This window comes from Caulobacter sp. GSs2 (genome assembly GCF_058680895.1).
Genome location: NZ_CM178725.1, coordinates 1870830 through 1892314, shown reverse-complemented (window position 1 = coordinate 1892314; position 21485 = coordinate 1870830). Strand labels below are relative to the sequence as shown.

General features: G+C 66.5%; 20 protein-coding genes, 1 other RNA gene and 1 pseudogene. 11 read left to right on the top strand and 11 right to left on the bottom strand.

Annotated elements, in window-relative coordinates:
- Positions 1 to 124: 124 nt before the first annotated feature.
- Positions 125 to 682 (bottom strand): ActR/PrrA/RegA family redox response regulator transcription factor, encoded by a 558-nt coding sequence (locus ACW17Z_RS09225; RefSeq protein ID WP_419319705.1) that lies wholly within the window; start codon positions 680 to 682, stop codon positions 125 to 127.
- 76 nt (positions 683 to 758) lie between these two features.
- On the bottom strand, positions 759 to 2159 hold the full coding sequence (locus tag ACW17Z_RS09220) for an ActS/PrrB/RegB family redox-sensitive histidine kinase (protein WP_419319706.1): 1401 nt from the start codon (positions 2157 to 2159) through the stop codon (positions 759 to 761).
- 55 nt (positions 2160 to 2214) lie between these two features.
- Between ACW17Z_RS09220 and ACW17Z_RS09215 the strand changes: the two genes are divergently transcribed.
- Together ACW17Z_RS09215 and ACW17Z_RS09210 are read left to right on the top strand one after the other, a co-directional pair.
- Positions 2215 to 2811, top strand: coding sequence for an SCO family protein (locus ACW17Z_RS09215; protein WP_492058426.1), 597 nt, complete (start codon positions 2215 to 2217; stop codon positions 2809 to 2811).
- A gap of 79 nt (positions 2812 to 2890) precedes the next feature.
- A complete protein-coding gene (locus ACW17Z_RS09210; protein ID WP_492058425.1) occupies positions 2891 to 4153 on the top strand; it encodes a polyhydroxyalkanoate depolymerase in 1263 nt (420 codons plus the stop codon).
- Positions 4154 to 4183: 30 nt separating this feature from the next.
- Here ACW17Z_RS09210 and ACW17Z_RS09205 read toward each other — a convergent pair.
- Positions 4184 to 4345: pseudogene (locus tag ACW17Z_RS09205) on the bottom strand (hypothetical protein); the annotation flags it as partial.
- A gap of 39 nt (positions 4346 to 4384) precedes the next feature.
- On the opposite strand from ACW17Z_RS09205, the gene ACW17Z_RS09200 reads away from it, so the two are divergent.
- Complete coding sequence (locus ACW17Z_RS09200) at positions 4385 to 5107, top strand: M48 family metallopeptidase (RefSeq protein WP_492058424.1); 723 nt, start codon at positions 4385 to 4387, stop codon at positions 5105 to 5107.
- A gap of 48 nt (positions 5108 to 5155) precedes the next feature.
- On the opposite strand, the gene ACW17Z_RS09195 is transcribed toward ACW17Z_RS09200, so the two are convergent.
- The 3 genes from ACW17Z_RS09195 to ACW17Z_RS09185 all read right to left on the bottom strand — a co-directional run bounded on the left by ACW17Z_RS09195 (position 5156) and on the right by ACW17Z_RS09185 (position 8381).
- Positions 5156 to 6202: an aspartate-semialdehyde dehydrogenase gene (locus tag ACW17Z_RS09195; RefSeq protein ID WP_492058423.1), complete on the bottom strand. Its 1047-nt coding sequence runs from the start codon at positions 6200 to 6202 to the stop codon at positions 5156 to 5158.
- A 639-nt stretch (positions 6203 to 6841) separates the two neighbouring features.
- Entirely contained in the window at positions 6842 to 7597 is a 756-nt protein-coding gene (locus ACW17Z_RS09190; RefSeq protein WP_492058422.1) for a hypothetical protein, read from the bottom strand.
- 109 nt (positions 7598 to 7706) lie between these two features.
- Positions 7707 to 8381: a glutathione S-transferase family protein gene (locus tag ACW17Z_RS09185; protein WP_492058421.1), complete on the bottom strand. Its 675-nt coding sequence runs from the start codon at positions 8379 to 8381 to the stop codon at positions 7707 to 7709.
- Between the two features lie 133 nt (positions 8382 to 8514).
- On the opposite strand from ACW17Z_RS09185, the gene ACW17Z_RS09180 reads away from it, so the two are divergent.
- Both ACW17Z_RS09180 and ACW17Z_RS09175 read left to right on the top strand, forming a co-directional pair.
- Complete coding sequence (locus ACW17Z_RS09180; protein WP_419319712.1) at positions 8515 to 9555, top strand: ribonucleotide-diphosphate reductase subunit beta; 1041 nt, start codon at positions 8515 to 8517, stop codon at positions 9553 to 9555.
- A gap of 69 nt (positions 9556 to 9624) precedes the next feature.
- Positions 9625 to 10500: a 2-dehydropantoate 2-reductase gene (locus ACW17Z_RS09175; RefSeq protein WP_492058420.1), complete on the top strand. Its 876-nt coding sequence runs from the start codon at positions 9625 to 9627 to the stop codon at positions 10498 to 10500.
- A 3-nt stretch (positions 10501 to 10503) separates the two neighbouring features.
- On the opposite strand, the gene ACW17Z_RS09170 is transcribed toward ACW17Z_RS09175, so the two are convergent.
- Both ACW17Z_RS09170 and ACW17Z_RS09165 read right to left on the bottom strand, forming a co-directional pair.
- Positions 10504 to 10920, bottom strand: coding sequence for a DUF6491 family protein (locus tag ACW17Z_RS09170; protein WP_419319716.1), 417 nt, complete (start codon positions 10918 to 10920; stop codon positions 10504 to 10506).
- 171 nt (positions 10921 to 11091) lie between these two features.
- Positions 11092 to 12351 (bottom strand): dicarboxylate/amino acid:cation symporter, encoded by a 1260-nt coding sequence (locus ACW17Z_RS09165; protein WP_492058419.1) that lies wholly within the window; start codon positions 12349 to 12351, stop codon positions 11092 to 11094.
- Between the two features lie 209 nt (positions 12352 to 12560).
- Here ACW17Z_RS09165 and ACW17Z_RS09160 point away from each other — a divergent pair, with 209 nt between their 5' ends.
- The gene (locus tag ACW17Z_RS09160; protein ID WP_419319719.1) at positions 12561 to 14015 is read left to right on the top strand and encodes an AMP nucleosidase; all 1455 of its coding nucleotides are present in this window, start codon (positions 12561 to 12563) and stop codon (positions 14013 to 14015) included.
- A 134-nt stretch (positions 14016 to 14149) separates the two neighbouring features.
- Here the strand turns inward: ACW17Z_RS09160 and nudC are convergent, their stop codons facing one another.
- Positions 14150 to 15091: an NAD(+) diphosphatase gene (gene nudC / locus ACW17Z_RS09155; RefSeq protein WP_492058418.1), complete on the bottom strand. Its 942-nt coding sequence runs from the start codon at positions 15089 to 15091 to the stop codon at positions 14150 to 14152.
- An 87-nt stretch (positions 15092 to 15178) separates the two neighbouring features.
- Between nudC and ffs the strand changes: the two genes are divergently transcribed.
- From ffs to recR, 4 genes are all read left to right on the top strand, one after another.
- Positions 15179 to 15269: signal recognition particle sRNA small type (gene ffs / locus ACW17Z_RS09150), an RNA gene on the top strand.
- An 86-nt stretch (positions 15270 to 15355) separates the two neighbouring features.
- Positions 15356 to 17185 (top strand): DNA polymerase III subunit gamma/tau, encoded by a 1830-nt coding sequence (locus tag ACW17Z_RS09145; protein WP_492058417.1) that lies wholly within the window; start codon positions 15356 to 15358, stop codon positions 17183 to 17185.
- A gap of 49 nt (positions 17186 to 17234) precedes the next feature.
- A complete protein-coding gene (locus tag ACW17Z_RS09140; RefSeq protein WP_492058416.1) occupies positions 17235 to 17564 on the top strand; it encodes a YbaB/EbfC family nucleoid-associated protein in 330 nt (109 codons plus the stop codon).
- 40 nt (positions 17565 to 17604) lie between these two features.
- Positions 17605 to 18213 (top strand): recombination mediator RecR, encoded by a 609-nt coding sequence (gene recR / locus ACW17Z_RS09135; RefSeq protein WP_492058415.1) that lies wholly within the window; start codon positions 17605 to 17607, stop codon positions 18211 to 18213.
- Positions 18214 to 18318: 105 nt separating this feature from the next.
- On the opposite strand, the gene ACW17Z_RS09130 is transcribed toward recR, so the two are convergent.
- Entirely contained in the window at positions 18319 to 18468 is a 150-nt protein-coding gene (locus tag ACW17Z_RS09130) for a hypothetical protein (RefSeq protein ID WP_492058414.1), read from the bottom strand.
- Positions 18469 to 18687: 219 nt separating this feature from the next.
- A complete protein-coding gene (locus ACW17Z_RS09125; RefSeq protein ID WP_492058413.1) occupies positions 18688 to 19194 on the bottom strand; it encodes a DUF427 domain-containing protein in 507 nt (168 codons plus the stop codon).
- Between the two features lie 186 nt (positions 19195 to 19380).
- Here ACW17Z_RS09125 and ACW17Z_RS09120 point away from each other — a divergent pair, with 186 nt between their 5' ends.
- Positions 19381 to 21279 carry a peptide MFS transporter gene (locus ACW17Z_RS09120; protein ID WP_492058412.1) on the top strand — a complete coding sequence of 633 codons (1899 nt, stop codon included), beginning with the start codon at positions 19381 to 19383 and terminating at the stop codon, positions 21277 to 21279.
- The last annotated feature ends 206 nt before the right edge of the window (positions 21280 to 21485 follow it).

The following is a 21485-nucleotide window of genomic DNA, read 5'->3' as shown; positions in this document are numbered from 1 at the left end:
ATCCTCCCCCTCTGGGGGAGGTGGCCCGCAGGGCCGGAGGGGGCTAGCTGAGCCTAGGCCGAGATGGCCCCCTCAGTCGGCTTCGCCGACAGCTCCCCCAGTGGGGGAGCATCTACCCACTGTCTTACCGCGGTGCCCGTTTGGCCAGGATCCGCTGCAGGGTCCGGCGGTGCATGTTCAGGCGGCGCGCGGTCTCAGACACGTTGTGGCCGCACATTTCATAGACCCGCTGGATATGTTCCCACCGCACGCGGTCGGCGCTCATCGGGTTGTCCGGCGGCACCGGCGCGGCGTCCTTGGCGGCCAGCAGGGCGCGGGCCACCTCATCGGCGTCGGCCGGCTTGGAGAGATAGTCGACCACCCCGGCCTTCACGGCCGCCACGGCGGTGGCGATATTGCCATAGCCGGTGAGCATGATGATCTTGGCGTCAGGCCGGGCGTCGCGCACCGCCTCTACGACCTTCAGCCCCGTGCCGTCCTCCAGCCGCATGTCGAGCACGGCGTGGGCGGGGGCATGAACGCGCAGCAGGGCCAGAGCTTCGGCCACCGAGGCGGCCAGGGTCACCACGAACCCCCGCTGCTCTAGCGCGCGTCCCAAGCGCGTGCGCAGTGGCGCATCGTCGTCGAGAAGCAGAAGCGTCTTGTCGGGCAGGGCCGCAACCAGCTCACTAATATCCGCCATGACTTCAGCGCCTCCCCGCGCCCGTACTCAACCGAGTACACTGATAAAGCATCATGTTGTCCTTCCCGGCCAGGCATCAAGCCCCTGTGTAACCAGAGGCCTCAAGCGCCGACCGGGGCCAGCGCGCCGAGACTACCGCCCCGCCGCGCCGGCCATTGCGAAAATCCACCGTGGCCCCTGTCCGTTCCAGCAGGGTCTTGGCGATGAAGAAGCCCAGACCCATGCCGATATGGCCCGTGCGCGAGCCCTCGGCCCCCGGACGGGTGGTGACATAGGGCTCGCCCAGCTTGGCCAGCACCTCGGCCGAAAAGCCGGGACCGTCGTCGCGCACCTCGATGACGATTGAGCGCGGGTCGAAGCGGGCGATGACCAGCACCTCGGCGCGGGCGAAGTCGACGGCGTTCTCGACGATGGAGGTCATCGCGTGGATCACCTCGGGCCGCCGCCAGATGTCGGGCGCGGATTCCCCGGACGGGCCGTTGACCACGGCCTCGACGCGCACGCCGTGCACCAGGTGCGGCTCGATGACGTCCTGGACCAGCTGGACCAGGCTCATGCGCTCGTGCACGGCGTCCTTGGCCTCGGGCATCTCGGTCAGGCGCTGCAGGATCTCGCGACAGCGCGCCGCCTGGCCGATCATCAGCTCGGCGTCCTCGCGGGTCTGGTCGTCGGGGGCGTTGCGGGCCATTTCGCGGGCGACCACCGAGATGGTCGCCAGGGGGGTGCCCAGTTCGTGGGCGGCGGCGGCGGCCAGGGCGCCCAGGGCCGACAGCCTCTGCTCGCGAGCCAGCACCGTCTCGGTGACGTTGAGGGCCAGCTCCATCCGCGCGGATTCGCTGGCGGCCTGCCAAGCATAGGCGCCGGTGATGACGATGCCCATGATCCGGGCCAGGATCATGATGGCCTGCTGCGCCAGCGGCGGCTCCACCATCGGCGGCGCGCCCGCCACCATGGGAACCGGCAGGTGGAAAAAGGCCAGCAGCACCGTGCTGGCGATGGCCAGCAGCGCCAGACACAGGGCGTAGCGGGCGGGCAGGGTGGCCGCCGCCAGAGTGACCGGCGCGATCAGCAGCAGGCAGAAGGCGTTGTGCGCCCCGCCGGTCAGGTACAGCAGGCCTGACAGCTGCAGGATGTCAAAGGCGATCTGGGCCGTGGCCTCGCCCTCGCGGGCCAGCCTCTGACCGCTCGAGGCCAGGCTCAGCAGCACATTGAGCCAGGCCGACAGGGCGATCAGCGAAAAGCACAGGGCCCAGGGAATCTCCAGCTTCAGCACCATGCCGACGAACAGCAGGGCCGCAGTCTGGCCCGCCACGGCCAGCCAGCGCTGGGCCAGCAAGGACCGAACCCGCAGACGTCCGCGACGCAGTCCGGGCGCCGCCCAGGACCAGCCATCATCTTGCGCCGGGTCTTCACCCGGCTTATCGAACCCCCTCGGACGCTGGTCGTCGGGCGCTCTTGCGAACGAAACGTCAGCCATGTCGCAGGATAAGGCCAGATTTTCGCGTCTGGCGAGAGCCAAAGGAAAAATGCCCATGCCTCGTCACCGCATCATCCTGATTCTGGCCTGTGTCATCGCCGCGATTTTCGCCACGGGCCTGGCCTTCCGGGGGGGCGTGTTCAAGTCGGCAGGCGGCCCTGCTGCGGTGGGCGGACCCTTCCAACTGGTCGACCAGAACGGCGCTCCGACCACTGAAAAGGCCCTGAAGGGCAAGTGGAGCGCGGTGTTTTTCGGCTTCACCTATTGCCCCGACGTCTGCCCCGGCACCCTGCAGGGCCTGGCGGCGGCCACCGACATCCTGGGTCCGAAGAAGGCCGAAGACCTGCGGATCGTCTTCGTCTCGGTCGATCCGGGCCGCGACGACGTGAAGCAGATGAAGGCCTATCTGACGGCCGACTACGTGCCCAAGTCGACGCTTGGCCTGACGGGAACGCCTGAGCAGGTCGCGGCGGCGGCCAAGGCTTATCGCGTCTATTACACCAAGGTCGGCGACGGTCCCGGCTACACGATCGACCACTCGACGGCGATCTATCTGATGGACCCCAAGGGCCGCTTCCGCACCGTGATCCCCTACAACCTGCCGCCGGAAGATATCGCCCGCCGCATCAACGACGCCATGCGCGAGGGCTGATCCCGGGCGGGCGCGCATCTTCGTTGGACTTTCTTAGGTTTCGCCATGCTATGCTGCGGCGCAACATATCGGATGCGCCATGCTCTACGCCCTTCATGAAGCGGCCTATTACGCCTCCTCCCCCCTGCGCGAAGCGGCCCGCGTCGCGCGCGATTTCTGGGGCTCGCCGCTAAACCCCGCCGCCAACACCGACCTTGGCCGCCGCATGCACGCCGGCGCCGACCTGTTCTCGAACGTCACGCGGCGATACGGAAAGCCGGCCTGGAACATCGACACCATCAAGGTCGGCCAGGTCGATGTGCGGGTGCGTCCCACCGTGGTCTGGGAAAGCCCCTGGGCCCGCGTCATCCAGTTCGACCGCGACATGGCCGACATGCGCCGGGCCGGGAAGTTCAGCCTCGATCCCGCCGTGCTGATCGTCGCGCCCCTCTCGGGACACTACGCGACGCTGCTGCGGGGCACGGTCGAGGCCTTCCTGCCCGACCACGCGGTGTTCATCGTCGACTGGGTCAATGCCCGCGAAGTCTCGATGCTGGAAGGCCGGTTCGACTTCCACGACTATATCGATCACATCATCCAGATGCTGGCCGTGCTGGGGCCGCGCCCCAATGTCGTGGCCGTCTGCCAGCCCGGCCCGCCGGTCCTCGCCGCCGCCGCCCTGATGGCCGCCGACAATCACCCTTCGCGTCCGGCCAGCATGACCTTCATGGGCTCGCCGATCGATGCGCGCCTGTCGCCGACCGTGACCAACAACCTGGCCGAGGAAAAGCCCTTCGCCTGGTTCCAGTCCAACATGATCTACACCGTGCCGCCGCCCTATGTGGGCGCGGGCCGGCGGGTCTATCCGGGCTTCGTTCAGCTGGCCAGCTTCATGAGCATGAACAAGGCCAAGCACCAGGAAGCCCACAAGCGCTACTTCCAGGACCTGGTGAAGGGCGACGGCGACAGCGCCGACAAGCACCTGGAATTCTACAACGAGTACCTGTCGGTCCTGGACCTGACCGAAGAGTTCTACCTGCAGACCATCGACATCGTCTTCCAGCAGCACCTGCTGCCCAAGGGCGAGCTGATGCATCGCGGCAAGCTGGTGCGGCCCGACCTGATCACCGACATCGGCCTGATGACGGTCGAGGGCGAGAACGACGACATCTCGGGCATCGGCCAGACCCAGGCCGCCCACGGCCTGACGCCCAACCTGCCCGACGACATGAAGACCGACTACGTCCAACCCGGCGTCGGTCACTATGGTGTCTTCAACGGTCGCCGGTTCCGCGAGGAGATCTATCCGCGCGTGCGGGCGTTCATCCGCAAGAGCGATCCCAACTTCCCCGACGAGGCCTGAGGCTTTTCGACAGCGCTCAATTTTAAGCTCCGTCATTCCCGCCCTTGTGGCGGGAACCCCTGTTTCAGCTGACACGTGAGGCGCAAGCGAAGTGCGCGCGCTTCGCCCCTCCCGCACCTGCGGCGGCACGAGGGGTTCCCGCCACGAGGGCGGGAAAGACGGATGAATGGGGCAAGGGCGAGCATCACGCACCGACCTTGCATCCCGCCCGCGCAACCGCGATGTAGGGGCATGGGTCTGTTTACCGCTGCTCAGCGCTTCTCCGACGGCGACCGGCTGGACGTGGCCGGCTGCCCCGTGCGGCTGAAGGTCGACGGACGGGCCCGGCGCATTTCGCTGCGGGTCGATCGCGCCAGGTCTGAAGTGGTGGCCCTGGCCCCCAATCCGCGCCGTCTCTCCGAAGCCGTCGCCTTCGCCCACGAAAAGTCCGCCTGGATCGCCGGTCAACTGGCCGCCCTGCCAGGGCGGATCAGCGTCGCGCCGGGCGGAATCCTGCGGCTCTACGACAGGGCTTACAGGCTCGAGGTCGGCCCCGGTCGGGCGCGCATCGACGGCGATCGGCTGGTCGCGCCCGACGACGCCAACTGGGGGCTTAAGGTGCTGCGGCTGGCCAAGCGCGAGGCCCTGACCGTGCTGACCGACCGCACCGCCATCCACGCCCAGGCCCTGGGCCGGCCTATGCCGTCGGTGGCGGTGGCCGACCCCAAGGCGCGCTGGGGCTCGTGCCGGGCGGCGCGGCCTGGAACGCCGGCCGCCATCCGCTACAGCTGGCGCCTGATCCTTGCTCCGGCGGCAGTGGCCGACTATGTCGCCGCCCACGAATGTGCGCACCTGGTCGAGGCCAATCACGGGCCCAGGTTCTGGGCGCTGTGCGAGCGGCTGGTGGGCGATCCCGCCCCGCACAGGGCCTGGCTGCGGGCGCATGCGGCCGAGCTGCACGCGATCTCGGCCTGAGGTCATCCCGGGCGACCACGCCGCTCCGGGATGACGGGAGCCGGGCGTCTATTGGTCCAGCATCACCTCGGCGATCTGCACGGCGTTCAGGGCCGCGCCCTTGCGCAGGTTGTCGCCGGTGACAAACAGCGCCAGGCCGTGGGCCACGGTCGGGTCGGGTCGGATGCGGCCCACGAACACCGGATCCTGGCCCGTCGCGGCCAGCGGGTTGGGCACATCGTCCAGCACCACGCCCGGCGCGGCGGCCAGCAGGGCCGTGGCCTGCTCCAACGAGATCGGCCGCTCGAACTCGGCGTTGATCGACAGCGAATGGCCGGTGAACACCGGCACGCGCACGCAGGTAGCCGACACCGGCAGGCCTGGGATCTCGAGGATCTTGCGGGTCTCGTCGCGCAGCTTCAGCTCTTCCTCGGTGTAGCCGTCCTCGGCCAGCACGTAGTTCAGCGGCACCACGTTATAGGCCAGGGGCACGGCCCACTTCTCGGGCGGGGGCAGGGCGACGGCGTCGCCGCTCAGGGCCAGGCCCGCCACATCGCCCTTGGCGCCGGCGGCCAACTGCTTGGCCAGCACCTCGATGCCGGCCACCCCGCCGCCCGAGGCGGCCTGATAGGTGCTGACCGTCAGGCGCTTGAGGCCGGCGGCCTCGTGCAGCGGCTTCAGGGCCGGCATGGCGGCCATGGTGGTGCAGTTGGGATTGGCCACGATGCCCTTGGGGATATGGTTCAGGGCGTGCGGATTGACCTCCGACACCACCAGCGGCACGTCGGGATCGCTGCGCCAGGCCGAGGAGTTGTCGATCACGATCGCCCCGGCCGCGGCGGCCTTCGGGGCCAGGTCGCGCGAGGTGTCGCCGCCAGCCGAGAAGAACACCAGGTCCAGACCCGCGAAGTCGGCCGTTTCGGCGTTCTCGACGGTGATCTCGCGGCCCTGGAACGCGATCTTCGTGCCCGCCGAGCGGGGCGAGGCGAACAGGCGCAGTGAGGCCAGCGGGAAGTTCCGCTCCGCCAGCAGCTCGCGCATCATGCCGCCGACCAGGCCGGTGGCGCCGACGACGCCGACATGCGGGGGATTGGATCTGGAAAACTTGAAGCTCACGGGGGTACGTCTCCTGGAAAGTGCGGAGGCGCGGGGAGCTGTCAGGATCTCTGGAAGATGAGAGCCGCCCCGCGCATCGGCGGGGCTGAGTTCGGGATGCGGACTAGATCGCGCACAGACCCGAAGACGCCCCACCGAAGCGGGTCGTTTTTGGGGTCATAATAGTGGTCGCGGCGATGTGCATCGGCGGGGTTTCTAGCGGTGAAGGTTGGCGGCGTAAAGGGCGGGTTTCCTTCTCCCCTTGCGGAAGAAGGTGTCGGCGCAACCGACGGATGAGGGGTTGAAAGACCTGTCCGGATGGGGCGGTGCGACCCCTCATCCGACCCCGCCCTTCGCCGGGGACCCCTTCCCCCACAAGGGGAGAAGGGGTGGGGCTTGCTGACGTCCTTCTCCCCGGAGAAGGAGCCCTCCCTTAATCTCACGGCGAGACGATCGCAGGGCTGTTCGGGTTGCTCAAGGACGGCGCGCAGCGCCGCCGCGCGGCGGCCGCCCGGAGGGCGGTCCTTGACCAACCCGAACAGCCCTGCACGCTGCAGCCTCCAAGAGATTTAGGGATCGCACCCGACCGGGGCGGTCGGGTCGTGATCAGTCAAAGTCGACCTCGGCACATATGGATTTTAGGCTTAGGCGCATTGTTAGTCACATCGGGTTGACGCGCTGTTGGCCATGCATGTCCTGCGGCCGAACGAGATCTAAGGCGATGATTCCTCGGTCGATCTCGTTCGCTAGAGCGGTGATGTTCTGGCGGGCTTCTGACGCGAATGCGAAATCGACTACGATCTTATCGTTTCGCAGTCGAACGGTAGGGTAATCACGCCGATATTTCTGGTCTATACGACCGTCGGCATGCACTAGCAGATGGCGAGCATCGAGATAAGGCATGGCTTGATTTAGTGCTTGAGCATCGACGTTAAGGCCGAGGCGATCGCTTGCCTTCTGAATGAGGTCTCGTGTGTTCCGCTCATTCTCAAGCTTCCGAAAAATGGCGTCTGAAACCAACTTCACTCCGGCATCCCAATTACCCGCAGCTAGAAATTCCGATGCGTGCAGGTCAAGCTTCACTTCCCCAACGAACCTCTTCGGATCAATGCCCTTTTGGGCCGCGCGCGTCATGGTTAGAGAGAGATATTCTGAAAAATCCTCGAATATATCTTTTATAAACGCAACATATAGTGTGTGTCGAAGATGGGAGCCAACGGTGTTTCTATTGCTGAAATTATTTGTACGTCTTCCCAAAAATGGATGCGCCAAGTTGTCGGATCCAAGAAATTCGGAAATAGATATTTCGGTGTTTCTTCCTGGCCTGAACTTTCGAGTCAACAAGTCGCATAACTCGAGGTCGGCACCATAGTCATCGATGCGCTGTATCAGTCGCCGAAGTGCTTTGGTTGACACGAGCGGTTTCTCCCATAGGTTTTATATTTCGCTATCTGATCCTGTGGGTTTTGTCGCGCGGCAAAATTGGGCGGATGAGCCGTCAGTCGAGGGGCTCTCCAATACGTTCTCACCCCTGCTGCCCCAACCGCTCCCACCCGTCAAAAAACGGAAACCGCTCCGCCCAGAACCCCGCCAGTCGCGGATCGGCGTCCACCCGCCGGACCACCTCCGCCATCCGCGGCGCGGCCTCATAGAACCGCACGCGCCGAGGCCCCCAGCGGCTGACGACGGCGACATAGAGGTCGAGCACGGTCATCTGGTCGCCCAGCAGGTAGCGGCCGGGCGTCAGCTGGCTCTCCATCATCGCCCAGCAGTCGGCGATGCGGTCGGCGGTGGCGGCCTTGACCCGGGCCTGCATCGCCGCGTCGTCGCCGACCAGCCGCGAGGGATCATCGCGCACCCAGAACAGGCTGTAGATCGAGGCCGGGATGAAGGTCATCCAGCGCAGGAACTGCGCGCGCTCCGGCGCGTCCAAGGCGGGGGACAGGCCCGCCTGCGGGTGACGGTCGGCCAGCCAGATCAGCATGGCGGCGCTCTCGGTGATCGTCTCGCCGGCCGGGGTGACCAGGGCCGGGATCTGTTTCAGCGGGTTGACCACGGCCACCTTGGCCTGCTGCGACTCGCCTTCCCAGGTCGGCGCCTCTATGACCGCGTAGGGCTGCCCCAGCAGGGTCAAAGTGGCTTCGACAGGCACGGAACCCGAGCCAAGCGCGCCGTAAATGGTGTATGCTGCGTTAACCATCGATTAGCAATCTACCCACAACATGTTGTGTGCTGCGACCAACTGACCACTAGATGAACCTGTTGGCTGCGGTACGAAGAGAGCCTAACTCGTCCGTCCGATTCGTGTCCGCCCGTCCCTGGAGCCGCTGCCGATGTCCGCCAAGCTTATCACCCTTCCTGGCCTTCTGACGCCTTCGGCAGCCTACAAACCCTTCCGCTATCCGTGGGCTCACGAGTTCTGGAAGAAGCAGCAGCAGGTCCACTGGATGCCCGAAGAGGTGCCGCTGGGCGAGGACCTCAAGGACTGGGCCGTCAAGCTCAATGACAAGGAACGGAACCTGCTGACGCAGATCTTCCGCTTCTTTACCCAGGCCGATATCGAGGTCGCCGACAACTACATGGAGCGCTACGGCCGGGTGTTCAAACCCACCGAAGTGAAGATGATGCTGTCGTCGTTCGCCAATATGGAGACCATCCATATCGCGGCCTACGCCCTGCTGCTCGAGACGATCGGCATGCCGGAAAGCGAGTTCGGGGCCTTCCTCGAATATGAGGCCATGCGCGACAAGCACGACTTCATGCAGAAGTTCGGCGTCGAGACCAATGCCGACATCGCCCGCACCCTGGCGATGTTTGGCGGCTTCACCGAGGGCCTGCAGCTGTTCGCCAGCTTTGCGATGCTGATGAACTTCCCGCGCTTCAACAAGATGAAGGGCATGGGGCAGATCGTGTCGTGGTCGATCCGCGACGAGAGCCTGCACTGCGAAGGCATCATCAAGCTGTACCACGCCTTCAACGCCGAGACCGGCGCGGTGACCAAGGCCGTGGCCGACGACATCGTCGACTGCTGCAAGACCGTGGTGGCCCTGGAGGACAAGTTCATCGACCTGGCCTTCGAAGCCGGCGAGGTCCAGGGCATGACCCCGGAAGACATCAAGCAATATATCCGCTTCATCGCCGACTGGCGCCTGCGACAGCTACAGCTGCCGGAAGTCTATGGCATCAAGGAAAACCCGCTGCCGTGGCTGCAGTCGCTGCTGAGCGGCGTCGAGCACGCCAACTTCTTCGAGGCGCGCTCCACCGAATATTCCAAGGCCGCGACCCGTGGCCAATGGCATGGCGGCGAAGGCGTGTGGTCCAGCTTCGAACAGCTGATGGCCAAGCGTTCGGAGCCGTCGCTGCCGGCGGAGTGATTTTTCGCAACGTGACGTAGGAAACGCCGCCCTCTATCAGGGCGGCGTTTTCGTTTTGGAGTCGCCGCCATGACCACCATCGCCCTGATCGGACCCGGCGCGGTCGGTGGGACCATCGCCGCGTGGCTGGCCCAGAGTCCGGCCCTGTCGGTCACGGTCTGCGCTCGCACCCCGTTCGACGGCCTGGAAGTCCAAACGCCCGCTGGGGTGATCACGGCCGCCCCCACGGTGCTGACCGATCCGGCCAAGGCCCGTCCCGTCGACTGGGTGCTGATCGCCACCAAGACCTATGACACCGCTTCGGCGCAGGGCTGGCTGGACGCCCTGGTGGGTCCCGAAACCCGGCTGGCCGTGCTGCGCAACGGGGTCGAGCATGTCGAGCCGTTCCTGGATCGCCTGCCGGCCGAGCGCATCGTGCCGGCGGTGGTCGACATCCCCGCCGAGCGCAGTGCGCCGGGCCGCATCCTGCAGCGCCGCGACGGCTGGATCCAGGTTCCGGACAACGCGGCCGGCCGCGCCTTTGTGGTCCTGTTCGCCCACACGCCCATCGCGGTCTCGACCACGGCGGACTTCACGACGCAGGCGTGGAAGAAGCTGGCCCTCAACTGCGCCGGGGCGGTCAACGCCCTGGTGCTGAAGCCGGCGAGCCTGGCCCATGACGAGGGCGCGGCCCAGGTGATGCGGACCCTGGTGGCCGAATGCGTGGCCGTGGGCCGGGCCGAGGGCGCGGACCTGCCTGACGACCTGCCCGACGCGGTGATCGCCGGCTATCGCGGCGCGGCGCCGGACTCGGTCAATTCGCTGCACGCCGACCGCCTGGCGGGACGGCCGATGGAGCTGGACGCCCGCAACGGCGTGATCGTGCGTCGCGGCGCCCGGCACGGCATCGCCACGCCGGCCAACGCCATGGTGGTGGCGCTGATCAAGGCGGCGGCCGCTTCCTAGAGGCTAGGGCCGGTCCTTCTTGGGGATCGCCGCGATTTCCTCGGGCGTCAGCTTGGTGATGGTCTTGGCGCGGATGGGCATGGCGAAGCCCATGCCGTCGGAGACCCGCAGGTCCAGATCGATGGGATGGCAGACCCGGTCGCTGCCGCGCACCACACTGACGATATGCGTGCCGGCCGAGCCCAGCTGGTTGGAGCCGCTGGTCAGGTCCAGGCGATAGACGTCCTTGTTGCGGATCTTCATGTACAGCACGTCGCGGCGTGGCGAGCTCCAGCCATGCCAGTCTGACAGCGAGAAGCAGGGCGGGCGTGGCTTGGCTTGCGCCGGAGCGCTGGTCTGGGCGTGGGCCGTCGAGGCGAGCAGGCCGGCGGCCGTCAGGGCCATGATGCCGGCGCGAGTGACAGGCATGATCTTGCGCATTTTTGTCATCCTAATCAGCCCCCTGACCTGAAGATTGGGCTTCGGCGGTCCCATGTCAACGGCCTTGTGCAGTAATTACTGAATAGGGCTGCGCCGCCTAACGGAAACGGCCCGCCTCGGGGTGCGAGGCGGGCCGTCTGTCGTGTCGATAGGGCCGGTTTGGCGCGAGGATCAGGCCTTGGCCGGTTCGGCGTCGTCTTCGGGCATGTCGTCCAGTTCGCCTTCCCATTTGGCGACCACGGCGGCGGCGACGCTGTTGCCGACCACGTTGGTGGCCGAGCGGCCCATGTCCAGCAGGTGGTCGACGCCCAGGACCAGAGCGATCCAGGCTTCCGGCAGGCCGAAATAGGTGAGGGTGGCCATGATCACCACCAGCGAGGCGCGCGGCACGCCGGCGATGCCCTTGGACGTCACCATCAGCAGCAGCAGCATGAAGATCTGCTGGGCCACGGTCAGCTCCACCCCGTGCGCCTGCATGATGAACATGGTGGCGAAAGTGCAGTACAGCATCGAGCCGTCGAGATTGAACGAATAGCCCAGCGGCAGCACGAAGCTGACGATGCGGCGGCGCACGCCCACCTTGGGCAGGCTGTCGAGGATGCGCGGATAGGCGGCTTCGGAACTGGCGGTCGAGAAGGCCAGCAGGGTGGGGTCGCGGATCACGCCAAACAGCGGGATCACCCGCTTGCCCAGCACGGCGGCGCCGGCCAGGAACAGCAGCGCCCACAGCACGCCCATGGTCAGGTAGAAGCCGAGCACGAACTTGCCATAGGTGGCCAGCATGCCCAGGCCCTGGGTGGCGATGGTCGAGGCCAGGGCCGCGAAGATGGCCAGCGGGGCCAGCTTCATGACAAAGCTCGTGACCTTCAGCATGATCTGGGCGGCCTGCTCGACCAGCTCCAGAACCCTGGGCGCCTTGTCGTCGAGGGCCGCGACGGCGGTGCCGACGAACAGCGAGAAGACGACGATCTGCAGGATCTCGTTCTTGGCCATGGCGTCGAAGATCGAGGTCGGCACCAGATGGGTGATGAAGCCCTTGAGGGTGAAGGCCTCGGTGGTGGCCGTCGTCTTGGCGCCGACGATGTCCATGTGGGCCATGTTCAGGCCCGCGCCCGGATCCAGCAGGTGAACCATCAGCAGGCCCAGCACCAGGGACACGGCTGAGGCGCCGATGAACCAGGTCATGGTCTTGGCGCCGATGCGGCCGACGGCGGCGGCGTCTTCCATGTGCGCGACGCCGGCCACCAGGGTCGTGAAGACCAGCGGGGCGATGATCATCTTGATCAGGCGTAGGAAGATGTCGGTGATGATCGACAGATTGCCGGCTGCGGCCTTGGCGGCGACCGGATCAAGGAACTGGTTGCAGGCCCAGCCCACCGTGACCCCAAGGACCATGGACGCGATGATCAGATAGGCGAAACGCTTGTTCATGAAGCTCCCCTCGGGCGCCGCGCCGCACGGCGCGAGCAGTCTTTTCAGCTCTGACCTGTCCGACGAACCGCGAGCATGAACCCGCCATGGCCCGCCTCAGTCTTGAGCATGTCCGTCCTTGTGGCCGACGCGCGCGGGTTCGTCCATGCCCTTCGCGCCTGCGAAGGGGGCAGTCTCGCCAATGTCGCGAAACATCGCTATAAGAGCCCATGTCAAACCAAGAAAAAGCAATCGCTGTCGTTGAACAGCTGAATCAGGAATACGAGCGCGCCGTGGGCGCCCTCCGGACCGCCCTCAAGGCCTATCTCGAAACCGGCGCGCGGCCTGATCCGCAGCAGCGTTTCGACGGGACCTTCGCCTATCCCGAGCTGCGTCTGATCTATGATCCCGAGGCCCTGCCGCCCAAGCTGGCGCGGTCCTATGCCCGGGTCAGCCGTCCCGGGGTGTATGCGACCACGGTCACCAAGCCCAATCAGTTCAAGGACTATCTGGTCGAGCAACTGACCCTGCTGCTCAACGACTTCGACGTCGAGATCGAGGTCGATCGCTCGCGTCAGGAGATCCCCTATCCCTATGTGCTGGACGCCAGCATCGACCTCAACCAGGCCGATGTGCGCTCAGAAGACATCGCGCGGTTCTTCCCGACGACCGACCTGGCCTTCATCGGCGACGAGATCGCCGACGGCGTCTGGGACGCGGCCCTGGAAGAGACCCGGCCGCTGGCCCTGTTCGACGGCCTGCGCACCGACTTCTCGCTGGCCCGCCTGAAGCACTACACCGGCGCCCCGGCCGAGCACGTGCAGCAGTTCATCCTGTTCACCAACTATCACCGCTATGTCGACGAGTTCGTCCGCTGGGGCATTGAGCAGTTGGCGGAGCCGGGCACGCGCTATGAGGGCCTGTCGTGCTCGGGCGGGCTGATGATCACCGCCGACACCGCCAATCCCGACCTGGCGGTGGCCGAGTCGACCTGGCGCAAGCACCAGATGCCGGCCTACCACCTGATGGGCAAGGGCGGCACGGGCATCACCCTGGTCAATATCGGCGTCGGCCCGTCCAACGCCAAGACGATCTGCGACCACCTGGCCGTGCTGCGTCCCCAGGCCTGGCTGATGATCGGCCACTGTGGCGGCCTACGCGACACCCAGACCATCGGCGACTATGTGCTGGCCCACGCCTATCTGCGCGACGACCACGTGCTGGACGCCGTGCTGCCGCCGGAAATCCCGGTGCCGTCGATCGCCGAGGTGCAGCGCGCCCTGTATGACGCCTCGAAAGCCATCAGCGGCGACAGCGGCGACCAACTGAAGAAGCGCCTGCGCACCGGCACGGTGGTCACCACCGACGACCGCAACTGGGAGCTTCGCCACAGCCTGTCGGCCCTGCGCTTCAACCAGAGCCGCGCCGTGGCGATCGACATGGAGTCGGCCACCATCGCCGCCCAGGGCTATCGCTTCCGCGTACCCTACGGGACGCTGCTGTGCGTGTCCGACAAGCCGCTGCACGGCGAGATCAAGCTGCCGGGCCAGGCCAACGCCTTCTATGAGCGGGCGATCAGCCAGCACCTGCAGATCGGCATCCTGACCTGCAAGCTGCTGCTGGACGAGGGCGCGAACCTGCACTCGCGCAAACTGCGGGCGTTTGACGAGCCGCCGTTTAGGTAGGGGCGGATGGGGCGATCACTTGCCCCCACCTGACCTGCTTCGCAGGTCGTCCGCCCCCGTAGGGGGCAGATGAGAGCGTCTTCCCCCTCCGGGGGAGGACGGCTGCGAAGCAGCCAGGAGGGGGCGAGTGGCCCCTAAGCCTCCTCCACCCACGCCTTGATCAGCTGATGGGCGATCGCCAGGGCCGGCGGGGCGAACACGCCGTCCAGTTCGCCCTTGATCAGCGCCCCGGCTTCTTCCTTGGTGAACCAGCGCACCTCTTCCAGCTCGGTCTGGTCAGGCCTGGCGTCGGCGCTGTCGACCTGGGCGATCAGGCCCATCATCAGCGACGAGGGCCACGGCCAGGGCTGGCTGGAGTGGTAGCGCACCGAGGTGGCCGTCAGGCCGGCCTCTTCCATCAGTTCGCGGGCGCAGGCCTCCTCGATGGTCTCGCCGGGCTCCAGGAAGCCGGCCAGGGCCGAGAACATGCCGGGCGGCCACAGGGCCTGGCGGCCCAGCAGGCATTTGTCTTCGTGCACCGCCAGCATGATCGCCACCGGGTCGGTGCGCGGGAAATGCTCGGCCTTGCAGGCGGGGCAGATGCGCTTCCAGCCGCCGTCACCGACCCCCGAGGGCTGGCCGCAGGCGCTGCACCAGCGATGGCGGCGGCGCCATTCGAACATCGAGCGGGCGGTGGCCAGGATGCCGGCGTCGGCCTGCGGCATCGAGGCGGCGATCCCGCGCAGTTCCTCGAAGCGGCCCAGACCCTTCAGCGGCCCTTCGGCCGGATCGGCATTGCCGTCCAGGTCGACGGCGAACACCGCGATGTCCTTCCACAGGCCCAGGAACAGCAGCTTTTCGTCTCCGCCGGCCAGCTCCTGGGCCATGTCGGCGCGCAGATAGGCGATCTGGGCCCCGGTCGGCTGGCCGTCCTCGCCCAGCACGTCCTCGACCAGGGGCTTGCCGTTCCACACCGCCACGGCCAGCGAGCCGGGATCGGCCAGCTTTTCAGCCAGCCAGGACAGATCGCTGCGTCGCTCGCTTGAGCGGTCCAAAGGGTTGCCGGCGAAGGTGTTGGTGATGATCGAAAGGGCCATAAGATTTCTGTAGCCCAGCCGAGAAGAGTCGTCACGACGTCGCACGGACTTGCATCGTCCGTCATGAGTCGCGATATAGGCCTCGGAGATCGGTGACGGGCGGAGCCCTCGCCAATCTGGTCAGGGCCGAGAGGCAGCAGCCACAACGAGCCAAGCTTCGGGTCGTCCGCCGGTCTCCACCTTTTCCCTTAAATCTGTCAGCAGATCGCCGCCGGGCTCTACCGAGCCTTTTGCTGGGCGCTCTGGCGCACTAGAGTTGTCGCCATGGCCGACCACGACGACCTCACAGCCGATTCCGCGCCGCCATGGGAAGAAGAGCCCGCCGAGCGGGACGCCAATACCGCCGACATCTTCGGCGCGCCGCCGGTTGAGCCCCCGGCCGCTGCGGTCGCCGCCGCGCCGCGGCCGGTCGCTGTCGAAGCCCCGAGCGATCCGGATGCGGCCTATACCGTGCTGGCCCGCAAGTATCGGCCGCGCAACTTCGAGGACCTGATCGGCCAGGAGGCCATGGTCCGCACCCTGGCCAACGCCTTCTCCAGCGGCCGCATCGCCCACGCTTTCATGCTGACCGGCGTGCGGGGGGTGGGCAAGACCACGACCGCCCGCCTGCTGGCCCGCGCCCTCAACTACGAGAGCGACAGCGTCCATCAGCCTTCTGTCGATCTGACGGTCGACGGCTATCACTGCCGCTCGATCATCGAAGGCCGGCACATGGACGTCCTGGAACTGGACGCCGCCTCGCGCACCAAGGTCGACGAGATGCGCGAACTGCTGGACGGGGTGCGCTACGCCCCGGTCGAGGCGCGCTACAAGGTCTACATCATCGACGAAGTGCACATGCTGTCGACGGCGGCGTTCAACGCCCTGCTCAAGACGCTGGAAGAGCCGCCGCCGCACGCCAAGTTCATCTTCGCCACCACCGAGATCCGCAAGGTGCCGGTGACCATCCTGTCGCGCACCCAGCGCTTCGACCTGCGCCGGGTCGAGCCGGACGTGCTGGTCAAGCACTTCGACAGGATCGCCGCCAAGGAGGGCGCGCGGGTCGACGCCGACGGCCTGGCCCTGATCGCCCGGGCCGCCGAGGGTTCGGTGCGCGATGGCCTGTCCCTTCTCGACCAGGCCATCGTCCAGGCCGATCGTGGGGCCACCGTCTCGGCCGCCGTGATCCGCGACATGCTGGGCCTGGCCGATCGCGGCCAGACCATCGCCCTGTTCGAGGCCGTGATGAGCGGCAAGCCCGCCGACGCCCTGGAAGGCTTCCGCGCCCTGTGGGGTTTCGGCGCCGATCCGGCGGTGGTGATGCTGGACCTGCTGGACCATTGCCACGGCTCGGCCGTGGCCAAGGCCCTGGGGCCCGACGCCCTGACCCTGCCCAAGGAGCAGGCCGCGCGTCTGGCCGCTATCGGCGCCCATACCTCGGCCGGCACGCTGTCGCGGCTATGGCAGATGCTGCTGAAGGCCCATGACGAGGTGCGCCGCGCGCCCGACGCCATGGCCGCCGCCGAGATGGCCCTGATCCGCCTGTGCTATGCTGCCGATCTGCCCGGTCCCGAAGAAGCCCTGAAAGCGATGCGCGACGGGACCTCCGTCGGCGGCGCGCCCGGCGGCGGCTCGTCGGGCGGCGGCGGCGGCGGCTCCGGCGGCGCCAGCGCCCAGATTGTTTCGATGGCCTCGCCGGCGGCCCAGGCCATGCCGGTGCTGGCCTCGTTCGACGATGTGCTGGCCCTGATCGCCGCCAAGCGCGACATCGGCCTGCGGCTGGATGTCGAGCAATTTGTCCGTCCGATCAGCTTCCGGCCGGGCGCCATCACCTATGAGGCCGCCCCCGGCGCGCCCGGCAATCTGGCCGGACGTCTGGTGCGGGCCCTGAAGGAATGGACCGGCCAGCCCTGGCTGGTCGCCGCCGAGGGCGGCGGCGGGGCCGAGACCCTGATGGAGCGCCAGAAGCGCGAGGACCGCGAGGCGATGGCCCAGATCAAGGCCGACCCCTTCGTGGCCGCCCTGCTCAGCGCCTTTCCGGGCTCGGAGCTTGAGGTCCGCAAGATCCCTGGCCCCGAACTGGCGCCGATCGAGCCGGACGAGGTCGAGGACTGATTTCTCCCTTCCCTATCAAAGGGAGCGTGTTTTTGAGACGGAGCAGACCATGAAAGACCTCGGCGGCCTGATGAAGCAGGCTCAGGAGATGCAGCAGAAACTGGCCGACGCCCAGGCGCGGCTGGCCGAGACCCTGATCGAGGGCGCCTCGGGCGGCGGCATGGTCACGGTCACGCTGAAGGGCACGGGCGAACTGGCCAAGGTCAGGATCGACGAAAGCCTGGTCGCGCCGGGCGAAGGCGAGGTCATCGAGGACCTGATCGTGGCCGCGCACGCCGACGCCAAGAGAAAGCTCGATACTACCCAGGCCCAGCTGATGCAGGACGCCGCCGGCCCGATGGCCGGGATGATGGGCGGTCTGCCGGGCATGAAGTTCTAGGACCACCCCTTCCGTTGGAAGGGGATTTTCAAGGAAAAGAATGGCCGCTTCCGCCGGACCCGAGATCGAGCGCCTGATCGCCCTGCTGTCCAAGCTGCCGGGGCTTGGGCCGCGTTCGGGCCGGCGGGCGGCGCTGGCGCTGCTCAAGAAGCGCGACACGCTGCTGGCTCCGCTGACGGCGGCCATGGTCGACGCCCAGGCCAAGGTGCGCACCTGCTCGGTCTGCGGTTCTCTGGACACCACCGAGCCCTGCGCCGTGTGCGCCGATGAGACGCGCGACGGCCGGCTGATCTGCGTGGTCGAGGAGGTCGGCTCGCTTTGGGCCATGGAGCGCGGCGGTCAGTTCAAGGGCCGCTATCACGTGCTGGGCGGCCTGTTGTCGGCTCTGGACGGGATTGGACCCGAGGCGCTGCGAATCGGCGAGCTTCTGGCGCGGGTGGCGGGCGGCGAGGTGGTCGAGGTGATCCTGGCCCTGCCGGCCACGGTGGATGGCCAGACCACGGCGCACTATCTGGCCGATCGCCTGGCCCATTCGAATTCAGGCGTCTCGGTGACGATGCTGGCGCGTGGGGTCCCGGTCGGCGGCGATCTGGACTGGCTGGATGACGGCACGATCGCCCAGGCCCTGAGAGCCCGGCGCCCCGCCTGAGGCCTAGAGCATTTTTCGATCCAAATGGATCGGTGAAATGCTCTAGTCTTTTGTTTTAACGCATTTTCTAACGACGAACCGGCGTCCACTTCGTCGGAAAATGCTCTAGAGGATCGAGCGGATCGCGAACGCCAAGCCGACCCAGAAGGCCAGGCTGCAGCCGACCATCGCGATGCGGCCCCAGGCCAGGCGCGGCGCGGCGATCTTGCGAGCGGCGCTGACGGACGGCGCCTGTTCAAAGCTGATATAGGCCACGGCTTCCTCCATCGCCTCTCTGTTGGAGGCTCAATGCGATCACGTCGGAGCCATGCAACGCCCTGGACGCTTAACCAATCCTTACGGTGGTTCGAGGACAGGCGTAACGCGTCAAAGCGCCCCATGCCAGCGGCCGGGATGGAATCTTTTACCTTCTTTGAGTAAAGTCTCCTGGAGCAAAAGGGTAATTCAACCTCAATTGCCTCAGTTTATATAATTCTATCCCAATGGTGGCGAAGGCTTCGCGGGCTCGCCGTCCGGACCATCGACGGTCGGCGCCCAGCGCTCGGCCTGGCTGGCGCCCGAACCGCTGTCGGTGTGGCGGACGACCTCGGCGATATCCAGAGACTCGGTCTCGGCGGCGGTATGGGCCCCGGTCTCGAACTCGACATGTTGCGGATAGAAGGCCAAGCGGCCGCCGATCCCGCCGACAGCGGGATAGGGGTCCTCGTAGGACCACACGGCGTTGTCGATCAGCTTGCCGTCGCGATAGATCGAGAAATAGGCCGCAGCGCCCTTGTAGGGACAGTGCGTCACCTTGTCGGTGCGGCGCAGGAACATCATCCGCACGTCTTCGCGCGGAAAATAGCGCACCGGCGGATAGCCGGCCTCGCGCAGCACGACCACGTCGCCGCTGTCGGCGATCTCGTGGCCCTCGAACAGCACGCGCACGCGCGCCGGTTCGCGCTCGATCGTGATCGGATGGCTCTCGTCAGGCGTCTTCATCGGTTTTCTCCCGCGCGTGGAATGGGCGTGCTTGCTTAACGCCCGAGACGCGAACTCGGCTACCGGCTGGCAAGCCATTGCTTGTTAAACGCATTGTCGCGTGATCTTCTCCCCGCGAACTGGGGGAGGCGAGGGTGAAACGACCGTAACGGCCGCCCCGACCCCTCATCACGTCAAGGTTAGTGTATGAACATCGTTATCGCCCTGGGCATCCTGGTCACCCTTGTGACCGGCATTCCCGTGCTCATCCAGCTTCTCCGACAGCACCCAAAGGGGCTGCTCATCCTGTTCTTTGCCGAGATGTGGGAGCGTTTCTCCTATTACGGCATGCGGGCTATCCTGATCTTCTATCTCACCCAGCACTTCCTCTTTGAACCCAAGGCCGCCTCGGCCCACTACGGCTCCTACACTTCGCTGGTCTACCTGCTGCCGCTGATTGGCGGCTTCCTGGCCGACAAGTATCTGGGCACCCGCAAGGCGGTCGCGTTCGGCGCGATTCTGCTGGTGGCCGGCCATCTGACCATGGCCATCGAGGGCAAGCCCGCCGTCCAGACCCTGACCTATCAGGGCGCGACCTACGAGTTCCAGGCCGAGGGCCGGGGACAGCAACTGATCGCCAAGCTGGTCGTCGCCGGCAAACCCTATGACGTCGCCGCCACCAAGACCGGTGATTTTGAGGTCAAGGGCCTGCCCGCCGACGCGCCGCTGCCGGCCGTTCTGGCCAAGGCTGATTACAAGCTGGACGTGAAGGGTCGCGACCCGCTGTACCTCAACATCTTCTGGCTGGCCCTGTCGCTGATCATCGTCGGCGTCGGCTTCCTCAAGCCCAACATCTCGACCATCGTCGGGCAGCTGTATCCGCAGGGCGATCCGCGCCGCGATCCGGGCTTCACCCTCTATTATTACGGCATCAATCTGGGTTCGTTCTGGGCCTCGATCCTGTGCGGCCTGCTGGGCGTCACGGTCGGCTGGTGGGCGGGCTTTGGCCTGGCCGGGATCGGCATGCTGGCCGGCTTCGTCGTCTTCGTGCTGGGCAAGCCGCTGCTGATGGGCAAGGGCGAGCCGCCGGAACCCAAGGCCCTGAAGGCCAAGGTGGTCGGCCCCATCGACCGCGAGATGGTGATCTACGCCCTGTCGCTGGTCGGCGTGGTCGGCGTCTTCTTCCTGGTGCAGCGCAACCCCGTGGTCGGCGCGGCCCTGATCGCGGGCATCGCCGCCTCGCTGGGCTACATCCTGTGGTTCATGTTCGCCAAGTGCGGCAAGGAAGAGCGTGAACGCCTGGCCCTGGCCGTGTTCCTGATCTTCGGCGCGGTGGTGTTCTGGACCCTGTTCGAGCAGGCCGGCTCGTCGCTCAGCCTGTTCGCGGCCACCAATGTCCAGCTCGATCTGGTCCAGGCCCCGGTCCAGTGGTTCGGCGGCGCGGTCACGCTGGCCACCTCCGAGCAACTGGTCGCGGCCGGCATCGACAAGGCCTCGACCTTCTGGATCAACACCAGCTTCAACGCGCCCCAGACCCAGGCCCTGAACGCCGGCTGGATCCTGATCTTCGCCCCGGTCTTCGCCTTCCTGTGGACCTGGCTGGGCAAGCGCGGCCGTGACCTGAACCCCGTGGTCAAGTTCGGCCTGGCCCTGATCCAGGTCGGGGCGGGCTTTCTGGTGCTGCAGATCGGCGCCACCTTCGCCGACGGGGCCTTCCGCCTGCCGTTGGTGTTCCTGGTGGTGATGTACATGCTGCACACCACGGGCGAGCTGTGCATGTCGCCCGTCGGCCTGTCGCAGATGACCAAGCTGTCGCCGCCCACCGTGGTGTCGTTCATGATGGCCGTCTGGTTCCTGGCCGTGGCCATCGCCCAGTATATCGGCGGCATGATCGCCGGACTGACCACCACCGAAACCGTCGGCGGCCAGGTGCTGGATCCCGCCGCCGCCCTGGCCACCTCGCTGGAGGTGTTCAACGTCATCGGCCTGATCGCCATCGGCATCGGGGTGCTGTTCCTGGTCCTGTCCCCATGGCTGAAGAAGTGGTCGCACGGCTCGGACGACACCGACGCCGCGCCCGTGGATAGCGCCACGAAGATCCACTAGGGGCTCTGCAAACACGAAAGGCCCCGGAGCGATCCGGGGCCTTTTTTGTTGGGCTCTTCGTGAGCGGTCACGCCATGCCAAAACCCTTGTCATCCCGGTCCAAGCGAAGCGGAGAGCAGGACCCAGGGACCGATGCACTGCGGCTGCCCTGTGTCCCGGACAGCCTCTGCGAGGCTTCCAGGATGACAAGGGTTTTGATCTGTTCC